The following is a 17,961-nucleotide window of genomic DNA, read 5'->3' as shown; positions in this document are numbered from 1 at the left end:
ATGGTAAACAGAAAAAAAACGCCGATTATTGACCTATTTCACAAACCGATTCCGGTTAATAAGTTATTTAATGTTCTTTATTTGCTTAATTAATCTTATGGTGTTTATTATTGAGATAATCTTTATTTAGCGCCGCAATTTACTTACATTCATTTAGCATCTTGATTGCAATAGTAGGTTTCATTATGGAATGGCTGAACATCCTGATCGTTGAAGACGAAACGCCGCTGGCGGAAATGCACGCGGAGTTTATCCGCCAGAACGGCGGCTGCCGCCAGATTTGGCTGGCCGGCACCCTGGCGCAGGCGCGCGCCATGACCGAGCGCTTCAAGCCGGACCTGATCCTGCTGGACAACTTTCTGCCCGACGGCCAGGGCATCACCCTGCTGCGCGAACTGACGCTGAGCGGGTATCGCGGCGGCATCGTGTTCATCACCGCCGCCAGCGACATGGCCACCGTGGCCGAGGCGTTGCGTTACGGCGTGTTCGACTACCTGATCAAACCGCTGGCCTATGACCGGCTGAGCCAGACCCTGCAGCGCTTCAGCCAGCGCCGCGAAGCGCTGAAGGACAAAGCGCGCCTCAACCAGCGCCGCATCGACGAGATGTTCAACACCTACGCCCGCGGCGAACAGCAGGCGGCGCTGCCCGCCGGCATCGACGAGCTGACGCTAGGCAAGGTCCGCGCGCTGTTTGCCGAACCCGCCGCGCGCCACACCGCTGAAAGCGTTGCGCAAAAAATGGGGCTCAGCCGCACCACCGCGCGCCGTTATCTGGAGTTTTGCACCGCCGCGCAGCAGCTGCGCGCCGAGATCATTTACGGCAAGGTCGGCCGCCCGCAGCGGATCTACCGCGCCGGCGAACCGCATTAACGGTTATTTGATCGCCCTTGCAAGGTTGCGTGTAACCGCTTTACTTTTTATGCGCCGGTCAGCATCTTGGTGAACATCACCTAGCCGACTGGACGATCGCCGATGCCCGCTGCGCCCCTTGCTTCCCTGACCGAGATCCTCGCCCGCCGTGACTGGCAAAACCCGGCCTGCACCCACTCCCGCCGGCTGGACGCCCACCCGCCGTTCGCCAGCTGGCGCACGGTGGAAGACGCGCGCGACGATGCCCCCAGCGCCAGCCGCAAGTCGCTGAACGGCGAGTGGCGCTTCAGCTATTTCCCGCGCCCAGAGGCGGCGCCGGAAGTCTGGCTGCAGCAGGATTTACCGGACGCAGCCCCGCTGGCGGTGCCGGGCAACTGGCAGCTCGCCGGCTACGATGCGCCGATCTATACCAACGTGCGCTACCCATTCCCGGTCGATCCGCCGCGCGTGCCGGAAGACAACCCAACCGGCTGCTACTCGCGCACCTTCAACGTCGATCCGGCCTGGCTGGCCGCCGGCCAGACGCGCGTCATCTTCGACGGCGTCAACTCGGCGTTCTATTTGTGGTGCAACGGCCACTGGGTGGGCTATTCGCAGGACAGCCGCCTGCCGGCGGAGTTCGATCTCAGCCCGTGGCTGCAGCCGGGAGAAAACCGGCTGGCGGTGATGGTGCTGCGCTGGTGCGACGGCAGCTATCTCGAAGATCAGGACATGTGGCGCATGAGCGGCATCTTCCGCGACGTCAGCCTACTGCACAAACCCGCCGCGCACCTGAGCGATGTGCGCATCACCACGCCGCTGCATGACCGCTTTACCCGCGGCGAACTGGTGGTGACGGCGCGCGCCAGCCGGCCCGGCCCGCTGCAGGTGCAGGTTCAGCTGTGGCGCGATGGCGCACGGGTGGCCGAACGCACCCAGCCGCTCGGCAGCGAGATCGTGGACGAGCGCGGCGCCTATAACGATCGCGTCACGCTGCGCCTGCCGGTAGAACGCCCGGCGCTGTGGAGCGCCGAAACGCCCGCGCTGTATCGCGCCACCGTCGCCCTGCTCTCACCTGAGGGGGAGATTATCGAGGTGGAGGCCTATGACGTCGGCTTCCGCCAGGTGGACATCAGCGGCGGGTTGCTGAAGCTCAACGGGCAGCCGCTGCTGATCCGCGGCGTTAACCGCCACGAGCATCATCCGCGCCACGGCCAGGTGATGGACGAGGCGACGATGCGCCACGACATCCTGCTGATGAAGCAGCACAACTTCAACGCGGTGCGCTGCTCGCACTATCCCAACCACCCGCTGTGGTATCGGCTGTGCGACCGCTATGGGCTGTACGTGGTGGACGAAGCCAATATCGAGACCCACGGCATGCAGCCGATGAACCGCCTGGCTGACGATCCGCTGTGGCTGCCGGCGATGAGCGAGCGCGTCACCCGCATGGTGCAGCGCGATCGCAACCACCCCTGCATCATTATCTGGTCGCTGGGCAACGAGTCCGGCCACGGCGTGAACCACGATGCGCTGTACCGCTGGGTGAAAAGCCAGGATCCGACCCGCCCGGTGCAATATGAAGGCGGCGGCGCCGACACCGCCGCTACCGACATCATCTGCCCGATGTATGCGCGGGTGGATCAGGATCAGCCGTTCCCGGCGGTGCCCAAATGGGCGATCGGCAAGTGGATCGGCCTGCCGGAGGAACAGCGGCCGCTGATCCTGTGCGAATACGCCCATGCGATGGGCAACAGCTTCGGCGGCTTTGAGCGTTACTGGCGCGCGTTCCACCACTATCCGCGCCTGCAGGGCGGCTTTGTCTGGGACTGGGTCGATCAGGCGCTGATCAGTCGCGACGCCCAGGGCGAAGAGTACTGGGCCTACGGCGGCGACTTCGGCGATACCCCCAACGATCGCCAGTTCTGCCTGAACGGGCTGGTGTTCGCGGATCGCACCCCGCACCCGGCGCTGTTCGAAGCGCAGCGGGCGCAGCAGCTGTTCCGCTTCACCTTCGACGCCGCCGCGCTGACGCTGACCGTCACCAGCGATTACCTGTTCCGCCACACCGACAACGAGCAGCTCAACTGGCGGCTGGAGCTGGACGGCGTGGAGCGCGCCAGCGGCAGCTTCGATCTGGCGCTGCCGCCGCAGGGCAGCGCTCGCTTCACCCTGCTCGATCGCCTGCCGATGCTGCACCAGCCCGGCGAGCTGTGGCTGAACGTGGAGGTGGTGCAGCCGCAGGCCACCGACTGGTCCGAAGCGCACCACCGCTGCGCCTGGGATCAGTGGCGGGTGCCGCGCGCGCTGCATCCCGCCCCGCCGCCGCCGCAGGGCGTGCCGCCCACGCTGATTGAAGACGATCAGGGGCTGACCCTCACCCACGGCGACCAGCGCTGGCGCTTCGAGCGCAGCAGCGGCCATCTGACGCAGTGGTGGCAGAATGAGCAGCCGCAGCTGCTGACGCCGCTGCGCGACGGCTTTGCGCGCGCGCCGATCGATAACGACATCGGCGTCAGCGAGGCGGACCATATCGATCCCAACGCCTGGGCCGAACGCTGGAAGCTAGCGGGCCTGTACCGGCTGGAGGAACGCTGTACGCGGCTGCTGGCCGATGCGTTGCAAAACGGCGTGCAGGTGGTGAGCGAACACCAGTTCGGCGTGGACGGACAGATTTTGCTGCTTAGCCGCAAACAGTGGCTGTTCGATGCGCTGGGCGCGGTGAGCGTGAACGTGGAGGTCGAGGTGGCCGACGCCCTGCCGCCGCCGGCGCGCATCGGCCTGCACTGCCAACTGGCAACGGTGCAACCGCAGGCGGAATGGCTGGGCCTGGGCCCGCACGAGAACTACCCGGATCGCCGCCTGGCCGCGCAGCACGGGCGCTGGCGCCTGCCGCTGGCAGATCTGCACACGCCGTATATTTTCCCCGGCGAGAACGGCCTGCGCTGCGACACCCGCAGCCTGCGCTACGGCGGCTGGCGCATCGACGGCCGCTTCCACTTCTCGCTCAGCCGCTACGGCCTGCCACAGCTGATGGCCTGCAGCCACCAGCATCTGCTGCAGCCGGAAGCAGGCACCTGGCTGCATCTGGACGGCTTCCACATGGGGGTGGGCGGCGACGATTCCTGGAGCCCGAGCGTGCACCGGGATTACCTGCTCACCGCCGGCGTTTACCGCTATCAGCTGCGCCTGCAGCGGGCGCCCGAGAGCTAAATCTGCCAAAAAACTCAACGGGTTGCGCATTCTGTAAGCAAACAGTCACAGAATGTGTAATCCGCCTTTGACATGCCGACGGCGCCTCGCTATTATTCGCCCCGTTCAAACGATTCCTCTGTAGTTCAGTCGGTAGAACGGCGGACTGTTAATCCGTATGTCACTGGTTCGAGTCCAGTCAGAGGAGCCATATTTAGAGAAGCCCGCTCAGGGAAACCTGAGCGGGCTTTTTGCTGTTGGGCGGTCATCATCGATGATCCCCTGCACTCTCCCTACCCGAAACCGTTCAGCCATCCGTTGAACGGGTAAGCTTCTCCCATTGTTCAATTTCCTTGCCTAACGCCTCGAGCTTTTGCCGTACCAAACTTAATGCGTCACTGCCTAACAACAGATGCGTGGGTGGATTCCGGCTCTCGATCAATGCCAGCATGGCGTGAGCCGCCTTCACGGGATCGCCCAGTTGCTTGCCGCTTTTTTCCTGACGCGCCTGACGAACAGGTTCAAATAACGCGTCATAGTCCGGGAGACAGCGAGGGCTACGTACCATTGAACGCCCGGCCCAGTCCGTCCGAAACGAGCCCGGCGCCACGGCGGTCACGTGTAGGTTGAACGGGGCAAGCTCTTTACTTAAGGTTTCTGATATCCCTTCCAGTGCAAATTTGCTGCCGCAGTAATAGCTGATACCGGGCAAGGTAATGAAGCTGCCCATTGAGGTGACATTGATAATGTGGCCGCGACGGCGCTGGCGCATGCCCGGTAGCACGGCTTTGATCATCGCCACCGCGCCAAACACATTGACGTCAAACTGGCGGCGCAGCTCTGCAAGCGGGGATTCTTCCAGAATGCCTTCATGGCCGTAACCGGCATTGTTCACCAGCACATCTATCGGACCGACGGCGGACTCTATCTCTCCAACCACCTCATCAATACGCTCAACGTCCGTGACATCAAGCAGATAGCCAAAAGCCCGCTGCGTATCGAGCACGGCGAAAGCCTGCAGTGCTTCGCTGTTGCGCACCGTCCCTACAACCCGATGCCCTACGGCGAGGGCTTCCCGCGCCAGCGCCTGACCAAAGCCACTGCTGACACCGGTAATTAAAATCGTTTTTGCAGATGCCATAAAAAGAACTCCCATGAACCAAGAAGGTTGCATGGTATTCTCTTCCCTGCCGTATTTTTAGGCCGTATCTTCTCTTTTTCTTGCCTGATTTTATGAGGTGGTGGGATGTCCGACATGATTGCCCTGATGAATAGACTTGCGATGCAAGAGGGATACAACCTCACTGCCCTGCCTGATGTGCGAATTTTGCGCTCCGATCGCCCGCTTGCCAGAACGCCGGTGCTTTACGATCCGGGGATCGTGATCGTCTGCCAGGGCAGCAAACGCGGCTATTTCGGTCAACAGACCTATTTATATGATGAGCAGCACTACCTGGCGGTTTCGGTGCCGGTGCCATTTGTGATGGAAACCGACGCGTCGGCAGCACATCCGCTGCTGGCGATTTATATGCATCTGGATTTTCAGCTTGCCGCGGAACTGATGCTGCAGATTGAACAGCATGGCGCCCCGCATCCTCCCGTCGCGCCGCAAAGCATGATGTCGAGCCCCATGGACGGCGCGGTAAAAATGGCCGTACTTCGCTTACTTGAAGTCCTGGCTAACCCGCTTGAGGCGGCAATCCTCGGCCCGGCGCGGGTGCGTGAGCTTTATTTTCGCGTGCTGACAGGCGCACAGGGCAACGCAATGCGTGCCGCGCTGGCCTTGCAGGGCCTGTTTGGCAAAATCGGTAAAGCGTTGCAGCACATCCATGCCGCTTACGCGGAGCCGTTAACGCTGACGCAGCTGGCGATGAGGGCCGGCATGAGCGTGCCGACCTTTCATAGCCATTTCAAGGCGATAACGCAGATGCCGCCGATGCAGTATGTGAAATCGGTACGCCTGCACCAGGCACGGATGCTGATGGTGCGCCAACAAATCACCGCCGCCGCCGCGAGTTACGCCGTTGGCTATGAAAGCCCATCGCAATTTAACCGCGAATTCAAGCGTCTGTTTGGCCTGCCACCGGCAGAGGAGATAAAGCGTATGCAGCATCACTTCGCCATTCCGCCCGCGCAGCCTGCCTCGGTATTTGTTTCATCGCACTGAGGCTTATTTGGTCAGGCAAACGATAGTCCGCTATGAGCGAAATGCAGACTTCTGCGTCAGCAAAATTACGTTCCGTGGACAACGCTATATGATACAATTTTATCATGCTGAATCGGCGGATAATTCGGTAGAGTAGTACTAAGTATGCGTTACGTTGCTATTAAGAATGAGACAGTAAATTGAAAACAAAACAGTCAAAAATCCCCAAATCAATTTATAGGCCCATGCATGACGACGAGTTTGACCTCTGGGGGAGCCTCTCTTTAAATGACTATGTTGAAGACCTGATGGCAAATCATCGGTACAGTCGTAAAAAAGCCCAGATAGAGGCGTCGAAATCATTTAAAGCAGCCTTGCCAGCGGGTATCAATACTCAAAATAACCATTTTAGAACTTATGAACATGACAGTCAGGCTGCGGGATATCTGTGGTTCAGCCTGGAAGATAACTCAGCCTTTTTGTCAGATATAATGCTTCTCCCAGAATTTCAGGGTAAGGGAATGGGTCGGGATTTTATCCGTGCATTCCTGAATGAGCTGACTCAACAGGGCGCATATGAGGTGGAACTCAGAGTATCACCGGACAATCAAAGGGCTTTAAAATTATATAAAGAGTTTGGTTTTCGGATAACTGGTTTTGATATGAGTCTTTTGCTAGGATCCGACTGATCAGCAATCCGTTAATCATAATTTTCGGAGACAATCTCGGGTAATATCAACTATCGATAGGCAATCTACCACTATATATCTTCACATCATCAATGTCCGTTTCTGGCACGCAACGGACAGGCTACGTGGTCATTGGGCCTGCTTTGAGCGAGTAGCGGGTACTGAAAGGGCTATTATCGGGCTAACCGCGCATATCGAAGCCCGATTTTTGAAAATCTCTATAGACTTCTGGATTGTTGAAGGCTGGAAATTTGGCTTTATGGGCTGCTGACTTTATCGCTTCGCAATAGGCTGTATTGCCATTGCTGGTTGATACGTTTAAAGCCGTGCCATCCTGAGCAAATTCAATATGCAACCTGCATTTTTTCCCCTTCCAGTTTTGCGGCTCATCAAGTTCAGCATTTATTGCCGCCCTGATTGCCCTCGCTTGCACGCCCCATTCATCCTGATCATCCCAACGTCCTGAACTGCAACTACCCGTTGCCGTGGTCTTATGACAGCCGGAAGGATGTAACGGTGCGCAACCCGCAGTAAGACTAGCCAAAATGGCCAGCATAACGATTTTCTTTACTGTTTCAGGCGAGCCCACTTTTTGCCCCTCAACCCATTTAAACTCAGCAATATAGGCCTATTCTTCCGTCATTCCTGGCACCTTTCAACCACTAATTATCTACATCAACTAGATGTTTCGAATGATCTTTCTGAATATGTAGAAGCGGGGAAGAGACCGCAATTTATTACCTAATAATTAGTACAAGCAGTTTATACGTCCGCTTCTGGCAAAAAGCCGACTGTCAGATTACCCACTCCAGCATTTCCACCCCATTCCACGCCCACACCATTCCACGCCCCAGCAACGTCAGAGAGAAACCGCCCCCCGGCGTTGCCGTCGGTGTGAATCCGCAAAGCGGCAACCACAATCACCGCCATAACGCCAACGCTTGGCCCCCCCACCAGCGAAACCCACTCTTTTATCTAAGAAGATTCCTAACCCAGCTGACGGAAATCCCTCCCTGGCGCCAATACGCGGGTTAACCCGCCGATTTACAGCAATAATCCTGTAAAAACAATCGATAAGCGAATTGTTCGCACTCGGCAAGTTGCGTCTATCCTTTCGCTATGGGCGCCTGCCGCCCATCGTTCGCTGCGGTTCGCGGCATGCGCGTTTCTGGCTGTACGGGTTTCGGTTTATTCCATCGCGCGCTTCCATTCATCATGTTGAATTTCACAGCAATCTCTCAGCAACAAGGAGTGTTTATATGGCTTACGTCATTACCGACCGAGAAAAACTGCAAGCGATTTGGGAGGCCGCCAAAGCTGGCGACTGGCCGGCCGTGTATGCCGCCTCCGTCGATGCGCTCACCGATCCCAACCATGCCAATCAACCTATTCAGGGCGTGGACATCGCGGTGTATACCTGGATCAAAGGCGCCTATGGCGTGAACTCGAATCAGGGGGCGTTTGCCCATTACATTCGCGACCAAACCAAGCTGCAGTATGAGCTGCGCACCGGGCATGTGCCCGATGACTGGGAAACGCGCATCCAGAATGCCTCCGACAACATCGCCAAGAACTTCGCCAAGACGCTGTTTGGCGTCGATCTGAGCAGCGATCCCAACGCGCCGCTGCCGGATGCCCCGCCCACCAGCGCCAAAGTGCCGGACATTCACGAGGTCGGCCTGATCGACGCGGGAGCGGCGGCGTCCGAGGTGTTCACCGATGCCTCCTCGACCGGCGCCCCCAACTATTCACCCTGGGCCGGCACCACGCTGTTCTCTTATTTAGGCGACACCTCGTTCTTTACCGAATGGGTGGCCACCAACGACACCTCGCCTTTTAAGGTCGAAAGCGGCACCTATGATTTGATTGCGGCGGCGCAGGTCTCCATGCAGATGAAAAACCTCAGCTACGTGGTTGAAACGCTGCTGGCGGGCGAAGTGCCCACCTATTTGACCACCCTCGGCATTGGCCACGAGACCATCCGCCTCGCCGCCGAAGCGGCGCGTGATTTCTACACCGAATCCTACGGCAGCAGCGTGACCGGCGGCGGCAGCCTCATTCCCGGCAAGCTGGATATCGGCTCGGCGATTTTCAACGACATTGCCGACGTGCTGTCCACGCCGAATCTGTACCGCGTCGGTACGCTGTATGACGACGATTTCACGCTGGCGTTCGGCAATATCGCCGTTAACACCGGCAGCGGCGACGACACCATCAGCGTGCCGCGCGGCTGGCAAAACAACGCCGGCAACTACGGCTGGACGGTCATCGACGGCGGCAGCGGCCATGATACGGTCGATTATTCCAGCCTGTCGCACGGGGTAAACCTGAAGTTTGACGCCCAGGGCAGCTATGGCGGGCGCGGGGTGATCGAGAAAAACGGCATCGGGCTGTATGGCTTTAAGGACGGGCTGTACAACATCGAGGCGGTAAAGCTGACGGACTTTAAGGATAACGTCACCTTTAACGATCGGGTGCTGACGCCGGCCAACGGCCTGGAGGTCAACCTGGGCAAAGGCTCCAGCGAGATTCGCTTCGAGCACGGCTATACCACTGCGCCGGGTGAAAGCGCGCCGCAGGATTATCTCGGCGTGAACCTGAGCATGCTGTCCAACGATGTGCCCTTCCCCAACAGCCTGCTGAATATTCCCGTAAAGCAGACTCACAATATCTACATCGACGACAGCTTCGAGCTGGGCTTTTTACAGGCCTCTTCCCTGTCTATCGATAACCACCTGCTGGCCTTCGGCGCCGAAGGCTCAAACAGCAGCTTCTCACTGAACTACAACGCGCAAACCCATACGCAGGATCTGTCGATATTCATGCAGGGTGAAAGCGCGCTCAATCAGCACGTCGTCAATATCTACAATTGGGCGCAAGGCGACTTCGGCATCACGCTGGAGCAGCCGGCCATTCAGCTCGTCGGCTTGCAAACCGTTACGCCGCAAGAGCTCGCGGCCGCCTAAGCGAAGCCCGTCGGGTTTACCGGCGGGCTGTTTACCTTCAGCACGACGGCTCAGGCCCCATCCCGCTCCGCAACCCGCGCCATCAACGCCCCCAACAGCGCCAGATCGACCAGCAACGCCAGCGCGAAACAGCTTCCTCTCGCCCCCGGTGCGGCGTAGGTTTGAATCAGCAACGCGGCAACCACCACGGCCACGATGCTCACCACCATCGCCAGCCGGCACGCCACGGCGAACGCCGCTTTCTCCCCCACCGCCGTGCGGTAGGCCACGCCCTGCCCCAGGCCGCCGAGGGCGATGCCCGCCAGCAGGGCCGGCCAATCATGGCCGCCGAACAGCATCAGCAGCGTCAATAGCCACCCCGCCGCCGCCAGCAAAAAACCGTAGCGGAGCACAGCCAGCGCAGACCGCTTCCGCAGCGGCTGCCAGCGGGCCAGCGCGGCGCCGCCGAGAAACGCCAGCGCCAATGCCGTTAGCAGCATCAGCGTTGCGCCGATGCCCAGCAGGCTCTCCGCCTCCAACAGCAAAGCGCCCGCCGCGACCGGCACGCTGAGCGCCAGACCGCTCGCCGCCGTTCCCGTGTATTCCATGGCGCCCAGGGCGCCGTTGTTGATATAGAGGCTCATCGTTAACTCCCGACATGTGGAAATGATGAAATTAATTCATTCCCCTGCTCACATGTCAGTAGCCTATCTCTTGTATAATCGGTCAGACAAACTCATAGTTTTCAGCCTTAGATGAGAATAACTCAGCCATGAGAAAACCCCGTTTGCCGCCGCTGGGCGCGCTGCGCGCCTTCCACGCCGTGGCCGGCTGTCGCAGCTTCAAACTGGCCGCCGAAGAGCTGGGCGTCAGCGCGACGGCGGTCAGCCATCAGATCAAGCTGCTGGAGTCGGTGCTGGAATGCCGGGTGTGCGAGCGCAGCGCGCAGGGCGTCAGCCTGACCGAGACCGGCGAGATCCTGTATGCCGGCACCCAGCGCGCCTTTGCGGCGCTGGAGCAGTCCGTCGCCCAAATCACCCGCGCCCAGCAGCCGCCGGCACTGACCGTCACCACCACCTCCAATTTTCTCACCCACTGGCTGGTGCCGCGCCTGGCGGATTTCAAGGCGGAGTTTCCCGCCATCGATCTGCGCCTGCACACCAGCGTCGAGCGGGTCGATCTCAACCAGCGCACCGTGGACGTCGCCATTCGCTATCGTGAAACGCCGGAAAGCGATCTGCACTGCACCCTGCTGCATGAGGATCGCTTTATCGTGGTGGCCAGCCCGGCGCTGGCGCTGGAGCGCATCGAAGATTTGCAGCGGGTGACGCTGTTTCACGTGGAACATCGGCAGGTGCCCGCCGACGCGCCGACCTGGGAAAACTGGCGGCGGCGCTACGGGCCGGAAGGGTTGAACGTGGAAGCCGGGCTGACCTTCAGCGACGAGACGCATGCGCTGCAGGCGGCGGTGGCGGGCCAGGGGGTGGTGATCGCCAGCCGGCTGCTGGCGCGCGATTTGTTGCAGCGCGGGGTGCTGGCCGCACCGTTCGAGATGTCGTTACCCGGCGCCAACTATTACCTGGTGACCACCGAAGAAACCGCGCAGCGCCCCGATATCATTGCGCTGCGCGAATGGTTGCTGCGGCAAATGACAGCAGGCTAACGGCGCTCGGGGGCGATCTCCCCCAGGCGGATCGCCACGCCGATCGCCTGCGCGGTGGTGGCGGCGCCAAGGCGTTGGCGAATGCGGCGCAGGTGGTTTTCCACCGTGCGTTCAGACAGGCCGAGCATCGCGGCGATATCCGCCTGCCGCCGACCGATGGCGGTCCAGCTCAGCACCTCACGCTCGCGCGCCGACAGCCGGCCCTCTCCCTCGCCGGCCGCCGGTGCGAACAGCCGCCGCGCCGCCTGAAAGGCCGCCGTGCCCACCAGCGACAGCGCCAGCCGCACCGGCGGCGAAGCGTCGATGCGCTCGCCCCCCAGGCTGACGGCGCCCTCCAAACCGGCCGGGCCGAACACCGGGATCTGCACGCCGTGCAGGCCCGCGCCGCGCGGCGTGCGCACAATCCGGTAGCGTTCACCCTGCTGCGCCCGGGTCTTGGTCCAGAAAAACGGCTCGCTGACCCGCAGCATGTGCCGGGTCACCGGGCAGTGCCGCACGTAGGTCAGGGCATCGACGGCCTCGCCGTCGCCGAACCAGTCGCCCTCGACCCAATAGATATGCTCGATCCCCGCCTCCGCCGCGGCAGAAGCGGAAAACAGCACAAAGCGATCGAAGCCGAACGGCGCGGCAAAGGCGCGAACTCGCCCCTGAATGGCGGACAGGGTTCGCTCGTGGTCCATCGCCAGCGCCGTCTGGAAAGCGCGCTGTGCGATCTCGTCGCTCATCGCGCGGCGACGTCGGCCAACAGCGTCTCCGCCGCCAGCTTGCCGAGGTTGTTGGAGGCCAGCGGGCTGTCGCCGGTCAGCAGGCGCCGATCTTTATGCACCTTGCCGGTGATGTCGGCGTTGACGATCTTGACGCCCCGCTCGCGCAGGCGTTCGCCCACCAGCCAGGGCATCGGGCCGGGGATGTAGCCGATGTCGATGTTGGCGCCGGTATCGAGCGAGTCCGGGAACACGCACATCTCATAGCCGCGATAGAGGAAATCCTCTTTGCGCTCGCCGATGCCCGCCGCCAGCAGGCCCGCCGGCCCGTGGCACAGCGAAATCACGTAGCGATCGTTGTCGTGCGCCCAGTGCAGGGTCTTTTTCACCTCTTCGCTGAACGGAATATCATTCAGCACGCCGTGGCCGCCGGGGATGAAAACGCCGAGGTAGTTGCCGCCATCCAGATCCTTCACCACCTCCGTCAGCTTTTTCGGCTGCTTGAGTTGGCTGCGGTACTTCTCGTAGGTGGCCTTGACCGCTTCATCTTCCTGCGGGAACGCCCACATCTCCAGCTTCACCGGATCGCCGGACGGCGTGGCGATGTCGATCTCGAAACCGGCCAGATCCAGGTGGTACATCGGCAACAGCATCTCGACCGGGTGGTTGCCGGTGGAGAAGAATTTGCCGTTTTGCATCAGCAGGTAGCGCTCCTGCGAGGCGATCATCAGCACCTTCCACTTGCCGCCGCGATAGGCATTCGGGTAGCTGGCGCCCGCGAAGTCGGTTTTGGACGAGGTGTACTGGCTGAGGGAGTAAGGCGATGGGAAGAACGCGTTGTCTTCCGCCACATCCGGGGTGGGATTACGATCGTTGGACACTGAATCAGTCATGATTATCTCCATATTCACCGTTACGTTGCCCTTTCAGCTTAAATAACCGCCGGCGGAGCCGCAATGAGGGATATCCCTCAAGCAATCTTTGCAGCCGAAACTCAGGCGAGATTGCGCAGAGCGATAATAAAGGTTTCTTCGCCGGCGCCCTGGTGTTGATAGTGGCACTTTCTTACCGGCACCCGGAAATAGCGCTCCAGGATATCTTCCCGCAGCACAGCGCTTTTAACGCCAAACAACGACTGCCGTTTTGTCATCAGTAAACACTTGTCGGAGATGCGTTCGGCGTAATTGAGGAAATGCGTATTCAGCACGATCGTCATCTGCCGCTCTTTGGCGAGGCGCCAGAGCATCTCAATCATTTTTGCCTGATTGTAAAAATCCAGGTTCGACTCCGGCTCATCAAGGATCATGACGTCAGGATCTGCCATCAGCGCCTTGGCGAAATAACACATCTGCAGTTCACCGCCGCTGATCTGATCGATGCTTTTCTGCGCCAACGGGCCGATTTCCAGGGATTGCAGCACCGCCTGCGCCCTGGCGAAATCGCGCTTTCCCGGCCGGGCGAACAGTCCGGCCTGACGAACGCAGCCGAAAGTGACAAACTCGAGTACGCCATAGGAAAAATGTGGCGCCTTCGCCTGCGGCACATAGGCCAGGCGCGCCTCTCGATTATCGACGCGGCCGATCTCGCACCAGCCGGCGCTGGGCCGACACAGGCCCGCGATATTTCTCAGCAGCGTCGTTTTGCCGGCGCCGTTCGGGCCCAGCACGCTGAGGATCTCGCCGCGCTTAAGCTCGAAGCTGACGTTGTCGAAAATGGGCTCCCGCCCTTTGAAACCAAAGGATAGTCGGCTAGCGGTGATCATATCGATTGCCCATAATAAAAAGCGTGGCGAAAAGCGGCGCACCGATCAGCGCCGTCAGGATGCCGATCGGGATTTCTGCGTAGGTGGCGCCTCTGGCAATATTGTCTATCACCAGCAAAAACAACGCCCCGCTCAGCGCCGAGACCGGGATCAGGCGGCCGTGGTTATACCCCAGCACGCTTCTCACCAGATGCGGGATCACCAAGCCGACCCATCCCACCACGCCGGCCAAGCTCACCGAGGCGGAAACCAGCAAGGAGGCGGCGATCAGCAGCAGGATCTTCAGCCGGGGCGGATTCAGGCCGGCAATGCGCGCCTCGTCATCCCCCAGCGAGAGAATGTTCATTTTCCACCTGAGCCGATAGATTGTCAGGTAACACGCCGCAAACAGCGGGATTAGCCAATAGACCTGCGCTTTCGCCACCGAAGCGAAGCTGCCCATCAGCCAGAAGACGATCGCCGGCAAGGTATCCTGCGGATCGGCGACATATTTTATGACCGAGACAAACGCGATAAACAACGACGCGATAATCATGCCGGACAGAATCGTCGTCAGCGCATCCTGCCGACGTTTCAGGCGGCAGATGCCGAGCACCAACAGCAGGCTCACCACGCCGAAAAGAAACGACAGCATGGCACTCAGAGCAAAAGGCAAACTCAATAAAATGCCCAGCGCAGCGCCAAAGGCGGAGGCGGAAGAGGTGCCCAGCACGTCCGGGCTGGCTAACGCGTTTTTCAGCACCGCCTGAAAGGTCGCGCCGGCGACCGCCAACCCGCCGCCCACCAGCATCACCGCCACCACCCGCGGCGCACGCAGGTTAAAAATCACCGAATAGCGGGTCGGGTTTTCCCCCGGCATGTTCCCCTGCCATAAAATCTGCATCACATCATGGGCCGACAAGGCGTATCGGCCGGCAAACAGTGATGCGACGGCGGCCACACACAAGGCCAAAAACAGCCCCATCAGGATCGCCACATATTTTCCTCTGCCCGGCATCCCCAAGCTCCCCCCATTAAATGAATGCTATTCAACCGTGGCACTAGCGCTGTGCCAGCACCTCATCCAGCAGCCGGTCCGGGATCGCATAGGAGAACATCGTCTGATAATAGCGGCGCGTCTCCTCCCGCAGCGTCTTGTCGCTAATGTCTTCAGGGGCATAGCGGTTGATCATAAACAGCGGCAGCAGCGACGTTTCCGCCGACAGGCCCCCCCAGTTATGAATGCCCACCGGCGTCGAGAAAACCTTGCCGTTTTTTACCGCCCTGAGCGTTTCCCAGGCCTGGCCGGGGATCCCCCCGTGCAGCAGCGCTTTGGCGCTGCCGAACACCACGAAAATCACATCCGGGTCCCAGGCCATGACCTGCTCCATCGAAACGTTGATGTACCTGCCGGCATCCCCTTTCACCGGCAAATCCCCGGCGACGTTGTCCATGCCGGCCATTTTCAGGTAGGTGTCGCCGTAGGTATGCGGGCCACTCACCTTCAGCTGCCTGACGTCACTTTCTTCGAGATACAACGCCCTGACGTGCTGCGCATGGATGGCTGCAGCATAGGGGCGGATCTGCTTCAGGGTGTTTTCCCAGGCGTCTTTGAATTTGTGCGTGCGCGGCAGGCCGAGCGTGTCGGCGAAAGTGTTCTCCCAATACACCTGGGTGGCCATCGGCTGGTATTTTGTCTTCCCGCCGGCATCCAGATCGACGGTCATCACGCCCGCCCTTTCCAGCCGATCGTCCTGGCTTTTGCCGTAGTAATAAATAATGTCGGGCCGTAGATTCATTAACGATTCCATGTTGACCCGGTAGTCCTTATTGATGAAGGCGGAGGTGATCCTGCCGATGTCAGGCTTCATGTCCTCCAATACATGCCTATCGGCATGCATGAACGCCCAGGGCCCCACGCCGACGACGTGCCGGTAGGCCGCCTCGTTAGCCAGGATCACGCCGAAGGGGCAGTTGCCGGTGATGACGATCCGCGGATAGCTGCCGGGCAGCGTTTGCGCCGCCACGCTTTGTGGCGGTTCGGCCGCCGCCGGCTGGCCGGCGGTGGCGCAAGGCGCCGTCGGCAAGGCGAATATTGCCAGCAGAGCGGTGGCGATCAATTTCACTGTGACGCACATGGTGCCTCCTGTGCGCACGCTCGGCGGCGTGCGTCGATGGGCTGCTTTAGGCCGACGCGGCGATGCCGGCGGCCATGATGGTGATCCCGGCCACAAACACGATTGCCGTGGTGGCGACCGCGCCGCCGCCGACCAACGCGGCGGTTTTTCCTGTGGAAAGGTCTTTTCGTTGCAGGAAAGAGAGCTGCGACAGAGAAATGATTTTTCCGCTGTCGGCAACCAAGTCTTTCGGTTCAACCTTCGCCACCGTCAACTCGCCGCCGCTGCCGTCCTTCAGACCATATTTCAACTGGTCGCCGACATAGACCGGCGGCTGCAGCAGGTAATATTGGCTATTGAGCCCCGTCTCTTTTTGTTGCAACGCCACGTCGTGGTAGGTCGTGCAGCCGGCAAGGGAAAACGCCGCCATTCCGATAACCAACGGCACTAATGGGATAAATCGCATGGGAAACCTCGTGCTTCTATTTGCTGGTTTTTAACGTAACGGCGGACTTGAAGCGCATATAGCTCACGACCAGAGAAAGGAACGAGAATGCCGCCCCCGCCATTAAACTGATATTCGTTGCTTGCGCGCCCCGCATATTGAAGAAAATCGCCACTAACGCCGAACCGACGATTTGCCCAATCAGCCGGGAACTGCCCAACAGGCCGCTGGCGATGCTGCTGTTTTCATGGGAGACCGACGTCATGATCAGCAGGTTGTTCGGTGATTGAAACAGGCCAAAACCGATGCCGCACAGCGCCACGCGCCATACGATCGCCCCATTCGACGGATCGCTGGGCAGATTGGCCATCAGCAGCATGCCAGCCAGCAGACAGGCAAGGCCCGAGAGGGCAACAAGATTGGGATCGTATTTCTTGGCCAAATCGCCGGAAATCAGCGAAGACGCCATGGTGGCCAGCGGCCAGGCGGTCAGCAACAGACCGATGTCCACCACGTTTCTTTGCAGGACATTGTGGAAATAGAAAGGCAGCGATACAAAAGCCAAAAGCTGGGTGCTGTAGGACAGCATCGACATCAGCAAAGACAATGACAGCGTCGGGTTATGCAGCATCGCGATCGGGATCAGCGCGGCGTTGGCCTTTCTTTTCTGATTGATATACAGCAACCCGGCCAGCCCGGCGAATACCGCAAAGCTCAGCGCCGCCGCCGGCAGATGGTGAGTGGTCATGCTCATGGTGCTGAGCGAGAAAGCGATGAACAGCACAAACACCAACAGGGCCCCCCCGCTGTCGAATCCAACGCTGCGCCGCTCGCGGGGGGCCAGGAAGATCAGGCTCAGCAACAGCGACAGGCAGGCGATGGGAACATTGATGGTAAACAGCCAGTTCCAGCTCGTTTGCGAAAGTATCGCCGAGGCGATGGAGGGCCCGGCGGCGGCGGAAACCGACACCACCATCACGTTTATGCCCAGGCCGCGCCCCAGCAGCCTTTCCGGGTATATCTCCTTGATCAGCGCCGCATTGACGCTGAGCACCGCCGCCGCGCCGAAGCCCTGTATCACCCTGAATGCCGTCAGCATCGACAGCGTCGCGGAAAGCGCGCAGCCCAAGGATGAAAAAGCGAACAGCACCACCCCGGCTATAAAGATCTTTTTATTGCCCACCGCGCGGCCCAGCGCCGCGAAGGGCATTAAAGAGGCGACGACGGCAAACTGGTAGGCATTAATAATCATGATGGAGGCCGATTCGGAAACGCCGAAATCTTTGGCGATCACCGGCAGTGCCACGTTGGCGATGGTACTGTCGAGCATGGCGATGACCGTGCTTAACGAGACCGCGAGAACGGCGAATATATTTAATGTCTCTTTTTCCTGGTGTTTAAAAGTCATGTTAACGCTCCAAAAACGTGAGTGGCTTCATGCCGGCGGCAAAGACCCCGTTTTTTATCC

General features: G+C 59.9%; 16 protein-coding genes and 1 tRNA gene. 7 read left to right on the top strand and 10 right to left on the bottom strand.

All coding sequences use genetic code 11. The features are described 5' to 3' along the window. The first annotated feature begins 185 nt into the window (after positions 1–185). The 3 genes from dpiA (at position 186) to WCL58_RS08945 (ending at position 4,254) form a co-directional block, all read left to right on the top strand. Positions 186–872, top strand: a complete 687-nt coding sequence (dpiA, locus tag WCL58_RS08955) for a two-component response regulator DpiA (protein WP_021505854.1) — start codon at positions 186–188, stop codon at positions 870–872. A 102-nt stretch (positions 873–974) separates the two neighbouring features. Continuing rightward, positions 975–4,064 carry a beta-galactosidase gene (locus tag WCL58_RS08950; protein WP_336850934.1) on the top strand — a complete coding sequence of 1,030 codons (3,090 nt, stop codon included), beginning with the start codon at positions 975–977 and terminating at the stop codon, positions 4,062–4,064. Between the two features lie 114 nt (positions 4,065–4,178). Next, positions 4,179–4,254: transfer RNA gene (locus tag WCL58_RS08945), tRNA-Asn, on the top strand. 96 nt (positions 4,255–4,350) lie between these two features. Here the strand turns inward: WCL58_RS08945 and WCL58_RS08940 are convergent. Next, positions 4,351–5,184, bottom strand: coding sequence for an oxidoreductase (locus WCL58_RS08940; RefSeq protein ID WP_336851046.1), 834 nt, complete (start codon positions 5,182–5,184; stop codon positions 4,351–4,353). Between the two features lie 105 nt (positions 5,185–5,289). On the opposite strand from WCL58_RS08940, the gene WCL58_RS08935 reads away from it, so the two are divergent. Together WCL58_RS08935 and WCL58_RS08930 are read left to right on the top strand one after the other, a co-directional pair. Then, complete coding sequence (locus WCL58_RS08935) at positions 5,290–6,210, top strand: AraC family transcriptional regulator (protein WP_336850933.1); 921 nt, start codon at positions 5,290–5,292, stop codon at positions 6,208–6,210. Positions 6,211–6,389: 179 nt separating this feature from the next. Beyond that, positions 6,390–6,878, top strand: a complete 489-nt coding sequence (locus WCL58_RS08930; protein WP_070914576.1) for a GNAT family N-acetyltransferase — start codon at positions 6,390–6,392, stop codon at positions 6,876–6,878. A gap of 181 nt (positions 6,879–7,059) precedes the next feature. Here WCL58_RS08930 and WCL58_RS08925 read toward each other — a convergent pair whose 3' ends face one another. Continuing rightward, entirely contained in the window at positions 7,060–7,434 is a 375-nt protein-coding gene (locus tag WCL58_RS08925; RefSeq protein ID WP_071883825.1) for a cell envelope integrity TolA C-terminal domain-containing protein, read from the bottom strand. A 703-nt stretch (positions 7,435–8,137) separates the two neighbouring features. Between WCL58_RS08925 and WCL58_RS08920 the strand changes: the two genes are divergently transcribed. Beyond that, entirely contained in the window at positions 8,138–9,844 is a 1,707-nt protein-coding gene (locus WCL58_RS08920; RefSeq protein ID WP_336850931.1) for a hemolysin, read from the top strand. A gap of 50 nt (positions 9,845–9,894) precedes the next feature. Here WCL58_RS08920 and WCL58_RS08915 read toward each other — a convergent pair whose 3' ends face one another. Beyond that, on the bottom strand, positions 9,895–10,467 hold the full coding sequence (locus tag WCL58_RS08915; RefSeq protein WP_336850930.1) for a hypothetical protein: 573 nt from the start codon (positions 10,465–10,467) through the stop codon (positions 9,895–9,897). Between the two features lie 128 nt (positions 10,468–10,595). On the opposite strand from WCL58_RS08915, the gene WCL58_RS08910 reads away from it, so the two are divergent. Continuing rightward, positions 10,596–11,486, top strand: a complete 891-nt coding sequence (locus WCL58_RS08910) for a LysR substrate-binding domain-containing protein (protein WP_197778503.1) — start codon at positions 10,596–10,598, stop codon at positions 11,484–11,486. Here WCL58_RS08910 and WCL58_RS08905 read toward each other — a convergent pair. The 7 genes from WCL58_RS08905 to WCL58_RS08875 form a co-directional block, all read right to left on the bottom strand. Then, complete coding sequence (locus tag WCL58_RS08905; RefSeq protein WP_089186172.1) at positions 11,483–12,211, bottom strand: PA1136 family autoinducer-binding transcriptional regulator; 729 nt, start codon at positions 12,209–12,211, stop codon at positions 11,483–11,485. The two genes, WCL58_RS08910 and WCL58_RS08905, sit on opposite strands and share 4 nt — an antisense overlap. Further along, entirely contained in the window at positions 12,208–13,083 is an 876-nt protein-coding gene (gene hchA, locus WCL58_RS08900; RefSeq protein WP_038877961.1) for a glyoxalase III HchA, read from the bottom strand. Before hchA ends, WCL58_RS08905 begins: the two co-directional genes overlap by 4 nt. A gap of 101 nt (positions 13,084–13,184) precedes the next feature. Beyond that, positions 13,185–13,952, bottom strand: coding sequence for an ABC transporter ATP-binding protein (locus WCL58_RS08895; RefSeq protein ID WP_336850928.1), 768 nt, complete (start codon positions 13,950–13,952; stop codon positions 13,185–13,187). Then, positions 13,939–14,949 (bottom strand): FecCD family ABC transporter permease, encoded by a 1,011-nt coding sequence (locus tag WCL58_RS08890; protein ID WP_142110197.1) that lies wholly within the window; start codon positions 14,947–14,949, stop codon positions 13,939–13,941. The genes WCL58_RS08895 and WCL58_RS08890 overlap by 14 nt, the downstream gene beginning before the upstream one ends. A 43-nt stretch (positions 14,950–14,992) precedes the next feature. Further along, the gene (locus WCL58_RS08885; protein ID WP_336850927.1) at positions 14,993–16,069 is read right to left on the bottom strand and encodes an ABC transporter substrate-binding protein; all 1,077 of its coding nucleotides are present in this window, start codon (positions 16,067–16,069) and stop codon (positions 14,993–14,995) included. A 46-nt stretch (positions 16,070–16,115) separates the two neighbouring features. Then, a complete protein-coding gene (locus WCL58_RS08880; protein ID WP_060420356.1) occupies positions 16,116–16,478 on the bottom strand; it encodes a hypothetical protein in 363 nt (120 codons plus the stop codon). A 52-nt stretch (positions 16,479–16,530) separates the two neighbouring features. Beyond that, a complete protein-coding gene (locus WCL58_RS08875) occupies positions 16,531–17,901 on the bottom strand; it encodes an MFS transporter (RefSeq protein WP_060451691.1) in 1,371 nt (456 codons plus the stop codon). Between the last annotated feature and the right edge of the window lie 60 nt (positions 17,902–17,961).

It is taken from the genome of Serratia sp. TMDUHS_CL (assembly GCF_037137105.1).
In the GTDB taxonomy this organism is placed as follows: domain Bacteria; phylum Pseudomonadota; class Gammaproteobacteria; order Enterobacterales; family Enterobacteriaceae; genus Serratia; species Serratia nevei.
This window is presented reverse-complemented; position numbering and strand designations above follow the sequence as displayed.

Bases quoted from the DNA above. Each gene is read 5' to 3' on its own strand.
- dpiA (WP_021505854.1), top strand. From the start codon at position 186: ATGGAATGGCTGAACATCCTGATCGTTGAAGACGAAACGCCGCTGGCG.
- WCL58_RS08950 (WP_336850934.1), top strand. From the start codon at position 975: ATGCCCGCTGCGCCCCTTGCTTCCCTGACCGAGATCCTCGCCCGCCGT.
- WCL58_RS08940 (WP_336851046.1), bottom strand. From the start codon at position 5,184: ATGGCATCTGCAAAAACGATTTTAATTACCGGTGTCAGCAGTGGCTTT.
- WCL58_RS08935 (WP_336850933.1), top strand. From the start codon at position 5,290: ATGTCCGACATGATTGCCCTGATGAATAGACTTGCGATGCAAGAGGGA.
- WCL58_RS08925 (WP_071883825.1), bottom strand. From the start codon at position 7,434: ATGCTGGCCATTTTGGCTAGTCTTACTGCGGGTTGCGCACCGTTACAT.
- WCL58_RS08920 (WP_336850931.1), top strand. From the start codon at position 8,138: ATGGCTTACGTCATTACCGACCGAGAAAAACTGCAAGCGATTTGGGAG.
- WCL58_RS08915 (WP_336850930.1), bottom strand. From the start codon at position 10,467: ATGAGCCTCTATATCAACAACGGCGCCCTGGGCGCCATGGAATACACG.
- WCL58_RS08910 (WP_197778503.1), top strand. From the start codon at position 10,596: ATGAGAAAACCCCGTTTGCCGCCGCTGGGCGCGCTGCGCGCCTTCCAC.
- WCL58_RS08905 (WP_089186172.1), bottom strand. From the start codon at position 12,211: ATGAGCGACGAGATCGCACAGCGCGCTTTCCAGACGGCGCTGGCGATG.
- hchA (WP_038877961.1), bottom strand. From the start codon at position 13,083: ATGACTGATTCAGTGTCCAACGATCGTAATCCCACCCCGGATGTGGCG.
- WCL58_RS08895 (WP_336850928.1), bottom strand. From the start codon at position 13,952: ATGATCACCGCTAGCCGACTATCCTTTGGTTTCAAAGGGCGGGAGCCC.
- WCL58_RS08890 (WP_142110197.1), bottom strand. From the start codon at position 14,949: ATGCCGGGCAGAGGAAAATATGTGGCGATCCTGATGGGGCTGTTTTTG.
- WCL58_RS08885 (WP_336850927.1), bottom strand. From the start codon at position 16,069: ATGTGCGTCACAGTGAAATTGATCGCCACCGCTCTGCTGGCAATATTC.
- WCL58_RS08880 (WP_060420356.1), bottom strand. From the start codon at position 16,478: ATGGCGGCGTTTTCCCTTGCCGGCTGCACGACCTACCACGACGTGGCG.
- WCL58_RS08875 (WP_060451691.1), bottom strand. From the start codon at position 17,901: ATGACTTTTAAACACCAGGAAAAAGAGACATTAAATATATTCGCCGTT.